The sequence below is a fragment of the Janthinobacterium goodfellowi genome, from assembly GCF_051380695.1.
Classification (GTDB): domain Bacteria; phylum Pseudomonadota; class Gammaproteobacteria; order Burkholderiales; family Burkholderiaceae_D; genus Janthinobacterium.
In genome coordinates, this window is the sequence record NZ_JBNYXN010000001.1 from 848,721 (window position 1) to 860,608 (window position 11,888).

11 protein-coding genes are annotated in these 11,888 nt (G+C 64.5%); all 11 read left to right on the plus strand.

Annotated elements, in window-relative coordinates; all coding sequences use genetic code 11:
- The first annotated feature begins 272 nt into the window (after positions 1 to 272).
- The 11 genes from ACQ4WQ_RS03800 (at position 273) to ACQ4WQ_RS03850 (ending at position 11,861) form a co-directional block, all read left to right on the plus strand.
- The gene (locus ACQ4WQ_RS03800; RefSeq protein WP_326458454.1) at positions 273 to 863 is read left to right on the plus strand and encodes a hypothetical protein; all 591 of its coding nucleotides are present in this window, start codon (positions 273 to 275) and stop codon (positions 861 to 863) included.
- A gap of 37 nt (positions 864 to 900) precedes the next feature.
- Positions 901 to 1,410 carry a type VI secretion system contractile sheath small subunit gene (gene tssB / locus ACQ4WQ_RS03805; protein WP_436494781.1) on the plus strand — a complete coding sequence of 170 codons (510 nt, stop codon included), beginning with the start codon at positions 901 to 903 and terminating at the stop codon, positions 1,408 to 1,410.
- Between the two features lies 1 nt (position 1,411).
- On the plus strand, positions 1,412 to 2,902 hold the full coding sequence (gene tssC / locus ACQ4WQ_RS03810) for a type VI secretion system contractile sheath large subunit (protein ID WP_326458456.1): 1,491 nt from the start codon (positions 1,412 to 1,414) through the stop codon (positions 2,900 to 2,902).
- A gap of 31 nt (positions 2,903 to 2,933) precedes the next feature.
- Positions 2,934 to 3,425 (plus strand): Hcp family type VI secretion system effector, encoded by a 492-nt coding sequence (locus ACQ4WQ_RS03815; protein ID WP_034750126.1) that lies wholly within the window; start codon positions 2,934 to 2,936, stop codon positions 3,423 to 3,425.
- Positions 3,426 to 3,489: 64 nt separating this feature from the next.
- Entirely contained in the window at positions 3,490 to 3,960 is a 471-nt protein-coding gene (gene tssE, locus ACQ4WQ_RS03820) for a type VI secretion system baseplate subunit TssE (protein ID WP_326458457.1), read from the plus strand.
- Positions 3,957 to 6,599 (plus strand): type VI secretion system ATPase TssH, encoded by a 2,643-nt coding sequence (tssH, locus tag ACQ4WQ_RS03825; RefSeq protein ID WP_436494784.1) that lies wholly within the window; start codon positions 3,957 to 3,959, stop codon positions 6,597 to 6,599. The genes tssE and tssH overlap by 4 nt, the downstream gene beginning before the upstream one ends.
- A gap of 20 nt (positions 6,600 to 6,619) precedes the next feature.
- Complete coding sequence (gene tssA, locus ACQ4WQ_RS03830) at positions 6,620 to 7,657, plus strand: type VI secretion system protein TssA (protein WP_436494786.1); 1,038 nt, start codon at positions 6,620 to 6,622, stop codon at positions 7,655 to 7,657.
- A gap of 33 nt (positions 7,658 to 7,690) precedes the next feature.
- Complete coding sequence (locus tag ACQ4WQ_RS03835) at positions 7,691 to 8,500, plus strand: substrate-binding periplasmic protein (RefSeq protein WP_436494788.1); 810 nt, start codon at positions 7,691 to 7,693, stop codon at positions 8,498 to 8,500.
- Positions 8,501 to 8,535: 35 nt separating this feature from the next.
- Entirely contained in the window at positions 8,536 to 9,048 is a 513-nt protein-coding gene (locus ACQ4WQ_RS03840; protein ID WP_326458461.1) for a lipocalin family protein, read from the plus strand.
- A 264-nt stretch (positions 9,049 to 9,312) separates the two neighbouring features.
- Positions 9,313 to 11,070: a methyl-accepting chemotaxis protein gene (locus ACQ4WQ_RS03845; protein WP_436494791.1), complete on the plus strand. Its 1,758-nt coding sequence runs from the start codon at positions 9,313 to 9,315 to the stop codon at positions 11,068 to 11,070.
- A gap of 71 nt (positions 11,071 to 11,141) precedes the next feature.
- Positions 11,142 to 11,861: a tRNA-uridine aminocarboxypropyltransferase gene (locus tag ACQ4WQ_RS03850; RefSeq protein WP_436494793.1), complete on the plus strand. Its 720-nt coding sequence runs from the start codon at positions 11,142 to 11,144 to the stop codon at positions 11,859 to 11,861.
- Positions 11,862 to 11,888 lie beyond the last annotated feature (27 nt).

Sequence of the window (11,888 nt, forward strand, 5' to 3'; positions counted from 1 at the left end):
CTTTGTAAGGTGAATGGAGGAAATAAAAGTGCTGCAGTCATTTAAACGCATGCACGGGCGACCTGCTTGCGTTGGCGCAAAATCCGCCCGCGATCAACGCAGTTCCTGCGCCAGATCAGGATTCATGTCGCTGTACGCGGCTGTGATGTGGAACTTCTTCTTTGCTGATTAATCTCAATCTGGCAAAAAAATTGCCGATCAATAATGGCCTCCACCAAGGCGCCGCCCATCTTTCCCAGCGGTAGCGTCCTCCACGTGAAGGAGTGCCCCCGATGAAGCCAGCCACCATGTTGCCCCGTATTGCCTGCCTCGCCAGCGTCTTGCTGCTGGCCGCCTGCGCCACGCCAGAGCAGCCGGCGCCCCCCAAACCTGCCGCGCCGACCCTGGCGCAAGTGATGAGCGACGCCGATGCGGCCGCGCGCGCCGGCCAGTACGAACGGGCCATGACTTTGCTCAAAGGTGGCGGCACGAGCTACCCGGCCGACAAGGCGCCGTGGCTGCAGATGGCGCAGATGAAGTTCGACCGCGGCCAGTACGGCGACGCCATCGGCCATGCGCTCGAAGCGCTGGAACGCGACCCGGACGACAAGGTGGCCAACAGCATCGTCGCCGTCAGCGGCTTGCGCCTGTCCGGCAAGGCGCTGGCCGACCTGTCGCGGCAAAACAACCTGAATGGCTCGCTGCGCTCGGAAGCGCAGGACCTGGCCAAGCTGCTGCGCGCGAGCATCGGCGAAGACGTGCTGGTGCCGCCGGCCAAGCGCCCGCCGGCGGCCGGCAAGCGCGCCGCCGGTTCCGGCACGCCGGCGGCGAAGGGCGCGGCGGCGCCAGGCAGCGCGGCCGACCCGTTCAGCGGCCTGAAATAAGCGAGCATCCCCACCATCCCCTTGCAAAGGAAGCGACATGCCCAAGTCCGACAGCGTGCAAAAACGCCTGCAAAAGATACGCGCGCCGCGCGTGCAAATGACCTATGACGTCGAGATTGGCGACGCGATTGAAAACAAGGAGCTGCCCTTCGTGGTCGGCGTGCTGGGCGACTTTGGCGGCAACCCTGACAGCGAGAAAAAACGCCTGAAGGACCGCAAGTTCGTCGCCATCGACAGCGACAACTTCGACGAAGTGCTGGCCGGCGTGGAGCCGGTCGCCCGTTTCGCCGTGCCGAACCGCATCAGCGAGGCGGGCGGCACCTTCGCCGTCGACCTGCATTTCCGCTCGATGGAAGACTTCCGCCCGGAATCGGTGGTACGCCAGGTCGATCCCTTGCGCAAGTTGCTCGAGGCGCGCACCAAGCTGGCCGACTTGCGCAACAAACTGGCCGGCAACGACAAGCTGGAAGACTTGCTGACGGAAGTGCTGAACAACACGGACAGCATGGCCACCCTGAAACCGCAGTCCCCAGCGCAGGAGGATTGAGATGAATGCCCAGGCAGAAGCCCTAGCAGTATCCACCGCCGATGCGCCGGTGGCGACCGATTTGCTGGACCAGATCGTCGAGCAGAGCCGCGTCGCCAAGTCCGGCGCCGAGCATGCGCGCGCGCGCGATCTGATCTCGGAACTGGTGGCGCAGGTGCTCGACGGCACGGTGCTGATGTCCAGCAGCCTGTCGGCCACCTTGGACGCGCGCGTGGCGGAAATCGACCGTTTGATCTCCGCCCAGCTCAGCGAAATCATGCATGCGGCGCCGTTCCAGCAGCTCGAACAAAGCTGGACGGGGCTGCGCTACCTGGTCGGCAATTCCGATACGGGCGCGCGCCTGCAGATCCGCATGTTCAACGCCACCAGGCGCGAACTGGTGAAGGATTTCCAGGCCGCGCTGGAGTTCGACCAGAGCAGCATGTTCAAGAAGGTGTATGAAGAGGAATTCGGCACCTTCGGCGGCGCGCCGTTTGCCGCGCTGCTGGGCGATTTCGCCATCTCGCGCCAGCCGGAAGACATGTATTTCGTCGAGCAGATGTCGCACGTGGCCGCCGCCGCGCATGCGCCGTTCATCGCCTCGGCCGCGCCGGAACTGTTTGGTCTGGAAAGCTACGGCGACCTGGGCAAGCCGCGCGACCTGGCCAAGGTGTTCGACACCATCGAATACGCGAAATGGAAAGCCTTCCGCGAATCCGAGGATGCGCGCTACGTCGGCCTGACCTTGCCCCGCTTCCTGGGCCGGCTGCCGTTCAATCCCGTCGATGGCACCACCGTTGAGGGTTTCAACTTCGTCGAGGAAGTCGACGGCAGCGACCATCACAAATACCTGTGGTGTAACGCCGCGTATGCGTTCGGCAGCAAGCTCACGCAGGCCTTTGCCGACTACGGCTGGTGCGCCGCCATCCGCGGCGTGGAAGGCGGCGGCCTGGTGGACGACCTGCCGACCCACACCTTCAAGACGGACGAGGGCGACGTGGCCCTGAAATGCCCGGCCGAAGTGGCGATCACGGACCGCCGCGAAAAGGAATTGTCGGACCTGGGCTTCATCTCGCTGGTGCATTGCAAGAACACGGCGTATGCGGCATTCTTCGGCGCGCAGTCGGCGCAGAAAAGCCGCAAGTACAACAGCGACGCGGCCAACGCCAACGCGGTGCTGTCGTCGCAGTTGCAGTACATCTTCGCCGTCTCGCGCATCGCCCACTACATGAAGGCCATGATGCGCGACAAGATCGGCAGCTTTGCCGCCGCCTCGAACGTGGAAGATTTTTTGAACCGCTGGCTGATGCAGTACGTGCTGCTCGACGATAACGCCAGCCAGGAACAGAAAGCCCAGTTTCCGCTGCGCGAGGCGTCCGTGCAGGTGCATGAAGTGCCGGGCCGGCCCGGCGTGTACCGCGCCGTGTCCTTCCTGCGTCCCCATTTCCAGCTCGATGAATTATCCGTTTCGCTCCGACTGGTCGCGGAGTTGCCGAAGTCGACCAATTCATGATTCACCCATCTTTCAACCAGAGGAGCACACCATGGCAATCGATGTATATCTGCAGATAGACGGCATCAAGGGCGAGTCCACCGATGACAAGCACAAGGACTGGATCGAGTGCAAATCGGTCAGCTGGAGCGTCGAGCAGCCGAAGTCCGCCACCGCCTCGACGGGCGGCGGCCACACGGCCGAACGCTGCGAGCACAAGGACATCGTCATCTCCAAGCTGGCCGACCTGGCCTCGCCGGTGCTGCTGCAGACCTGCTCGGCCGGCAAGACCATCCCCAAGGCGCGCTTCGAATTCATGCGCGCCGACGGCCAGGGCGAACGCGTCAAGTATTTTGAGATCGAAATCGAAAATGTGCTGATCGGCGCCGTCACGCCGAACGTGGAAGAAGGCGACATCCTCGGTGAACACGTCGGCTTCAAGTTCTCCAAAGTGAAGTGGAAATACACGCAGCAAAAAGTGACGGGCGGCGCCGGCGGCAATACCTCGGGCGGCTGGGACCTGGCCGCGAACCGCGTGGCTTGATCCATGGTGCGCGGCGCGCGGCGGCCACCTCCGCCCGCGCCGCGCCGACTTTTCAGGAGAGCGCATGGACAGTTATGTACCTGGCCTGTTCGACCGCCTGATGGGCGATGGCGGTGCGGCGGGCGGCGTGGCGGCGCGCCTGTCGCTCGATCAATTGAAGGATGCGGTGGCGCGCGACCTGGAAGAGCTGCTCAACACGCGCGTGGCCCTGCCGCCCGGCGCGCTGGACGCCTATCCGGAATGCGCGGCGTCCATCGTCAACTATGGCTTGATCGATTTCGCCGGCATGTGCTTGTCCAGCAGCGATGACCGCGCCCGCATCTGCGCCGCGCTCAAGGCGGCCATCGAACGTCACGAACCGCGCCTGCGCAATGTACGTGCGCGACTGGAGCGTGAAGCGGGCGCCATCAACCGCGTCGGCTTCGTCATCAGCGGCACCCTGGCCGTGATGGCCGGCGAGACGGTCAATTTCGACGCCGTGCTGCAGCCATCGTCGCTGCGCTATTCGATCAACCGGAAGGGAGCCGCCGCATGAGCAATAATTTGAAAACCCTGATCGCCAAACTCAATGACACGTCGCGCACGGCCGCCACCCGCGCCGCCAGCATCTGCGTGGGGCTGGGCCAGTACGAAGTCGATATCGAACACCTGTTCCTGGCGCTGCTGGAACAGGAGCGCAGCGATTTCGTCACCATCGCGCGGCGCAGCGAAATCAGCCTGACGGCGCTGGAGGCGGACCTGCGCCGCGAAGTCGGCGGCTTTCGGACGGGCAGCGCACGCACGCCCGTGTTTTCGCGCCACTTGCCGCTGCTGTTCGAGCATGCCTGGCTGGTCGCCTCGCTCGATACGACGCAGCCGGGCCCCATCCGCAGCCGCCACCTGCTGCTGGCGTTGCTGACGGAGCCGGAACTGTCGCAGCTCGCGTACCGCGGCTCGAAGCTGTTCGCGCGCTTTAGCGTCGAGCAGTTGAAACATCATCCGGATAAACTCACGGCCGGCTCCGGCGAGGAGGAAGCTGCGGCAGCGCCGCAGCTTGCCGACCTGCCCGACGATCCTGTTGCCGTCCTGGCCAGCAAGACTCCGGCGCTGGACCAGTTCACCACCGACCTGACGCAGCTGGCGCGCGATGGCAAGCTCGATCCCGTGATCGGCCGCGAGGCGGAGATACGCCAGGCCGTCGACATCCTGCTGCGCCGGCGCCAGAACAATCCGATACTCACGGGCGAGGCGGGCGTGGGCAAGACGGCCGTGGTGGAAGGCCTGGCCTTGCGCATCGCCGCCGGCGACGTGCCCGTGGTGCTGCAGGGCGCGCACATCCACGCGCTCGACATGGGCTTGCTGCAGGCCGGCGCCAGCGTGAAGGGCGAATTCGAAAGCCGTTTGAAAAATGTCATCGACGAAGTGACGAAAAGCCCGCATCCCGTCATCCTCTTCATCGACGAGGCGCACACCATGATCGGCGCCGGCGGCCAGACGGGGCAGAACGACGCGGCCAACCTGCTGAAACCGGCGCTGGCGCGCGGCGCCTTGCGCACCATCGCTGCCACCACCTGGAGCGAGTACAAAAAATATTTTGAAAAGGATGCGGCGCTGGCGCGGCGCTTCCAGGTGGTGAAGGTGGAAGAACCGAGCGAAGACATCGCCTGCGCCATGCTGCGTGCCATGGCGCCGCTGATGGAACGCCATTTCGGCATCCGCGTGCGCGACGCCGCCATCGTCGAGGCGGTGCGCCTGTCGCACCGCTACATCAGCGGGCGCCAGCTGCCGGACAAGGCCATCAGCGTGCTCGATACGGCGTGCGCCAAGGTGGCGCTGGGCCAGTGCGCCACGCCGGCGCAGCTGGAAAACGCGCACCGGCGGCAGGAACGCATCGGCGCGGAAATCGCCGCCCTGACCCGCGAGGCGGCTGACGGCGAAGCGCCCGACAAGGCCGGCGCCGCGCGCCTGGCGCAGCTGCGGCGCGAACATGACGAAGGCCAGGCGGCGGTCGCGGCGCTGGCGCAGCGCTGGGAGCGCGAAAAAACGCTGGTGGCGCAGATCGGCGACTTGCGCGCGCAGCTGCGCGGCGAGCGGCCGGGCGAAGTGGGCGCGGCGCGCCTGCTGACGCTGAAGGAAGAGCTGGCGACCCTGCAGGGAGAAGCGCCGTTGTCGCCGCTGGAAGTCGATGCCCAGGTGGTGGCCGGCATCGTCGCCGGCTGGACCGGCATCCCGCTGGGGAAAATGCTCAAGGACGAGATCCGCACGGTGCTGGCCCTGGATGGCGCGCTGCGCGAACGGGTGCTGGGACAGGACCACGTCATCGACGCGGTGGCGCAGCGCGTGCGCACGGCGCGCGCCAGCCTGGACGACCCGAACAAGCCGCAAGCCGTGTTTTTGTTTACGGGGCCGTCCGGCACGGGCAAGACGGAAACGGCGCTGGCGCTGGCCGACCTGCTGTATGGCGGCGAGCGCAAGCTCATTACCATCAACATGAGCGAATACCAGGAGGCGCACAGCGTGGCCGGCCTGAAAGGCTCGCCGCCCGGCTATGTCGGTTACGGCGAGGGCGGCGTGCTGACGGAAGCCGTGCGGCGCCAGCCCTACAGCGTGGTACTGCTCGACGAGGCGGAAAAAGCCCATCCCGACGTGCTCGAACTGTTCTTCCAGGTCTTCGACAAGGGCGTGCTCGATGACGCGGAAGGGCGCGAGGTCGATTTTCGCAACACCATCATCATCGCCACCTCGAACCTGGGTTCCGGCGCCATGATGGCGGCCTGCCTGAACCGCACAGCGCAAGACTTGCCCACGCCGGCCGCGCTGGAAGAACTGGTGCGCCCGCAGCTGGTGGCGCACTTCAAGCCGGCCCTGCTGGGCCGCCTGAAGGTGTTGCCGTTCTATCCCTTGAACGACGCGGTGCTGGCCGAGATCATCGCCCTGAAGCTGGCGAGGATAGGCGCGCGCATCGCGCGCAACCACCAGGCGCAGTTCAGTCACGATGCTGGCCTGGTCGATGCTGTGCTGGCGCGCTGCACCGAGGTCGATTCGGGCGCGCGCAATGTCGATCAGATACTCGACGGCAGCCTGCTGCCGGCGATCGCCGAAGCGGTGCTGGCGCGCATGGCTGCAGGCGAGCCGGTCGCATCGATACGCGTCACTGCAAATAAGCAGGGGCAGTTCAAGTACACGATCCGATAATCCACCTTCCGGAGAGCGCCATGTTCAACCTGGAGCAGTTGCTGCACCCCGTCAGCGCCGTCAGCCCCTGCGGCGAAGACATCACCTTCAGCCAGGAGCTCGACGCCATCGCGCGCGCGCGCCAGTACGACGACCCGAGCCTGGACCAGGGCGAGTGGGTGACGGCGCTGAAGGAAGCCGACTGGCCTTTCGTGGCGACGCGCTGCGAACAGCTGATCGCCACGCACAGCAAGGATTTGCGCGTGGCCGTCTGGCTGGCCGAGGCGCACGCGAAGACGCGCCATTTCCGCGGCCTGGGCGACGGCTACGCGCTGCTGGCCGGCTTGTGCGAGCGCTATTGGGATGGCCTGTATCCGCCGGCGGAAGAGGGCGACCAGGAACAGCGCATCGGCAACGTCTTCTGGCTGCTCTCGCGCACGCCGCAGCTGCTGCGCGAGATCCCGCTGACCGAAGGCAGCGACGGCCTGTTTTCGCTGCAGGATTTCGATGCGGCGCGCCAGCGCGCGGCCGCCAGCCTGGCGCAGGGCGCATCGGATCAGGACTGGGGCGATACGCGCCACGACGAAGGGGTGACCCTGGCGCAGATGGAGGCGGCGCGGCAAAGGAACACGCGCACCTTTTCCGACGCCTTGCTGGCCGATGCCCAGTACTGCATGCAGTCGCTGCTGGCCTTCGAGCGCAGCGTCGACGCGCGTTTCGGCGTCGATGGCCCGAGTTTTCGCGCCGCGCGCGAAGCGCTGGAAAACGCCATTCATTTCATCGCGCCGCTGTCGCCCGGCTCGGACTTTGCCGATGCGCCGGGGGCTGCTGGCCAGGGCGCCAACGCGGGCGGAGGCGGGGGCGCCATCGTGCAGCGCCAGCAGGCGCTGGCCCAGCTGCGCCAGGTGGCCGATTTCTTCCGCCGCACTGAGCCGCACAGCCCCGTCGCCTACCTGGCCGACAAGGCCGCCAGCTGGGGCGAGCTGCCGCTGCACCTGTGGCTGCGCGCCGTCGTGAAGGATTCCGGCACGCTGGCGCAGCTCGACGAAATGCTGGGCACGAACGGCGCGAACGGATGATCGGTTTTTGCGCTTCCATGCTAATCTTCCGGCATGTCCAGAATGTTCATCCTGCCTGCCGCGCTATGTCTGTTCATCGCCGCCAGCGCGCGGGCCGAGGCTGCGACGCCGCTGGTGATCTATGGCGACGACGATTACCCGCCGTACTCCTACGTCGAGCATGGCCAGCTGAAAGGCATCTACACGGAGATCGTGCGCGAAGCCGTGCAATCGATGCCGCAGTACGCGGTGCAGCTGCGTCCCGTGCCCTGGAAACGGGGCGTGCTGATGCTGCAGACGGGCGAGGCGTTTGCCCTGTATCCGCCGTATTCGTGGCGCAGCGAGCGGCCGTACGTGCGCTATTCCGTGCCGCTGCTGATGGAGCAGCTGGTGGTGCTGTGTAACCGGGACGTGCTGGCGAAACGCACGCTGCGGCAGTGGCCCGCCGATTACGGCGGCCTGCACATCGGCGTGAACGCGGGTTTTCTGCTGGGCGATGCGAAGCAGACGGCAGCCCTGCAGGCGGCCAAGATCGTGTTCGATACGGCCAAGGGCACGCGCACGAATCTGCTCAAGCTGATGCGCGGGCGTATCGATTGCTATGTCAGCGACCGCCTGTCGGCGCAGTGGGAATTGCAGCGCATCCGGCGCGAGGGTGCGCCCGGGACACCGGTGCAGGCGATCCAGGCGATACAGGAAACCGCGCAGCTGGCCAGCCAGCAGGGGCACCTGGGTGTGACGGAGCGCCGGCCCGCCGCTTACCCGTACCGCGATGATTTTATCGAACAATTCAATGCCGCCATCGTGCGCATGCAAACCAGCGGCGCGATCCGCCGCATCGTCGACCGTGCATTGCTACCCTGATACTACTGCCTTGATTTCACTCGTTGGAGAAGACCATGAAAAAACTGTTGTTCCTGTGTGTGCTCGTGCTGGCCGGCTGTGTAGGCCGGCCCGAGAATATTGTACCTGTCAGCAATTTCGACACGACCCGCTATCTGGGCAAATGGTATGAGATCGCGCGCCTCGACCATTCGTTCGAACGGGGCCTGAGCCATGTGACGGCCGACTACAGCCTGCGTCAGGATGGCGGCCTGAAAGTGCTCAACCGTGGCTACAAGGATGCGGACGCGAAGTGGAAGGACGCGGAAGGCAAGGCGTATTTTGTCGACAAGAAAGACGTGGGCTACCTGAAAGTGTCGTTTTTCGGCCCCTTCTATGGTTCCTACATCGTGTTTGATTTGGACCAGCAAGATTACAGCTATTCCATGATCAGCGGCCCCGACAAGTCCTACTTCTGGTTGCTGTCGCGCACGCCTACCATGGACCCCGCCTTGCAGCAGCGCCTGATCGAGAAAGCCCGCGGGCTGGGTTTCGATACATCAAAATTGATCTATGTGAAGCAAAACTGACCTTGCTTGCCTGCCGCCCGTTCGTGGCGGCATAGCGCCTTCTGGTTGTTGCTTTTCTGCATGTTATTTCTTGCAATAGCATCCTGATTCACTCACAATCTGCTCCAAAGTAGTGCGCTGCGGCGTGCTGCCGTTCTGGTGACGCGCATACCGTTGCGCCACCGCCCGTGATTGCCGCACGGCAGATGCCTGCTATAGTGATTTGTAGCAGTAAGTCGGTTTCGTGGCGTCTGTGCATTGTTTTCTTCAGATAGGAATCACGCAATGAAAAACCTCAAAATCGGCGTACGTCTCGGTGGCGGTTTTGCCGCCGTCCTGCTCCTGTTGACGACCCTGACCGTGGTGGGCATCGTGCAGATGCAAAGCGCCAGCAAGGAAACAGATGCGCTCGTCAACGTCAAGGTGCGCAACGAGCGCCTGATCGGTGAATGGACCAAGGTCATCGAGGTGAACGCGGCGCGCACGGCGGCCGCCTGGAAAGTCAGCGATCCCGAACACCAGAAGCAGTTTGAAAAGGAAATGGCGGTCTCGTCGTCGCGCGCCACGGAAATCCAGGATGCGATCGGCAAGAGCGAGCTGAACGCCGAAGAGCAATCGCTGTACCAGGAGGTGCTGAGCACGCGCAAGGCCTACACGGAAGTGCGCAAGAATGTGTTCAAGGCCAAGAATGCGGGCGACCTGGAACTGGGCAAGCGCCTGTACGAAGGCGACATGGCCGCCAAGCGCGACGTCTACCTGGCAGCGCTGAAGAAGCTGGAAGTGCTGGAAGCCAGATTGCTCGATGAAACGGCCGCGCAAATCCGTTCGCGCTACGAAAACGGCCGCTTGCTGCTGATCTCGCTGGGCGTAGTTGCCATCTTGCTGGGTATTGCCTGCGCCTACTGGATCACGCGCTCGATCACGCGTCCCATCACGCGCGCCGTCGAGGTGGCGCAAGCCGTTTCCGCTGGTGACCTGACCAGCCATATCGTGGTGGAAAGCCGCGATGAGACGGGGCAATTGATGCACGCGCTGAAAGAGATGAACGATAAACTGGTCAGTATTGTCGGCCAAGTGCGCGCCGGTACCGAGTCCATCAGCACGGCGTCGAGCGAAATTGCGGCCGGCAACCTGGATTTGTCCTCGCGCACGGAAGAGCAGGCCAGTTCGCTGGAGGAGACGGCGTCCTCCATGGAAGAGCTCACTTCCACCGTGAAACTCAATGCCGACAATGCGCGCAGCGCCAATCAGCTGGCCATCGACGCCTCGCAGATCGCCAGCAAGGGTGGCGTGGTGGTATCGGAAGTGGTCAGCACCATGGGCTCGATCAACGATTCCTCGCGCAAGATCGTCGACATCATCAGCGTCATCGACGCCATCGCCTTCCAGACGAATATCCTGGCCCTGAACGCTGCCGTGGAAGCGGCCCGGGCCGGCGAGCAGGGCCGTGGCTTTGCCGTCGTGGCCTCCGAGGTGCGCAACCTGGCGCAGCGCTCGAGCGCGGCAGCCAAGGAAATCAAGGGCTTGATCGACGATTCCGTGCAAAAGGTCGAGGCCGGTTCGCAACTGGTGGACAAGGCTGGCCGCACCATGGACGAAATTGTGCAAAGCATCAGCCATGTGACGCAGATCATGAACCAGATCACCGACGCCAGCGATGAGCAGCGCACCGGCATCGAACAAGTCAATCAGGCCATCGGCCAGATGGACCAGGTGACGCAGCAAAACGCGGCCCTGGTGGAAGAGGCGGCCGCGGCTGCCGAATCCATGCAGGAACAGGCGGCCAAGCTGGCCGACGTGGTGGGCCTGTTCAAGCTCGATGCAACGCAGCAATATGTTTCTGCCAGTGCGGCTCCGTCTGCGGCGGCCTCTGCGCCAATCAATGCCGCCACGCGACCTGCCATGCGGCCCGCCATGCGGCGCGCGCCGGCACCAGCCATGGCCGCGCCCACGCCGGGCAAGGCGGCTCCAGCGGAAGCTATGCGCGCACGCACGCCGAAGGCCCCGGTGGCATCCGGGACCGACGACTGGGAAGAGTTTTAAGCGCAGATTTCCCGTGGCATGGCGTGGGCGCTACAATCGCGGCTTGAAGACAGCCGCGAACGCGCTCCGCCATGACCACCCGCCGTACCACCAGCCCTATTCCCAGCCATATTCCCAGCGCTACCTCCAGCCCTGGCGCCGCATCCTCCTTCCAGGCTGAACCCGCCAAACGCGCACGCTGCCCGGTCTGCCTGCGCGCCGCAGCCAGCTGCATCTGCCGCTGGATCGTTCCCGTTGCCCACGCCGTGGAAGTGCTGATCCTCCAGCATCCGCTGGAAGTCCACAACGCCAAGGGCAGTGCCCGCCTGCTGCACCTGAGCTTGCCCAACAGCCGCTTGCTGACGGGCGAACAGTTTGCCCCGGACGCGCTCGCCGAACTGCTGGCCGGCAAGCACAATGTGCTGCTGTACCCGGATACGCCCGGCGACCGTTCGCTGGGCATCGCGCCGCCGCCAGCGCTCGACCCCGCCATCCTGCTCGATCCGGCCCGGTTGGCGAGCCAATTGCGGCTGGTGGTGCTGGACGCCACCTGGCGCAAGAGCCGCAAGATGCTGTACCTGAATCCTGCATTGCAACAGCTGCCGCGCCTGCCGCTGCGCGATACGCCTGCCTCCCATTACCTGATCCGCAAGGCGCATGCGCCAGACCAGTTATCGACCCTCGAAGCGACGTGCTATGCCCTGATGCAGTTGGAGCAGGACGCGTCCCGCTTCGTTCCCCTGATCACGGCATTTGACGGCTTTGTCGCGCAGCAGTTGAGTTATGTCATGCCGCACGGCGAAAAAGCTTGAAACGGCAGTACGGTAGCCCTTGATCTT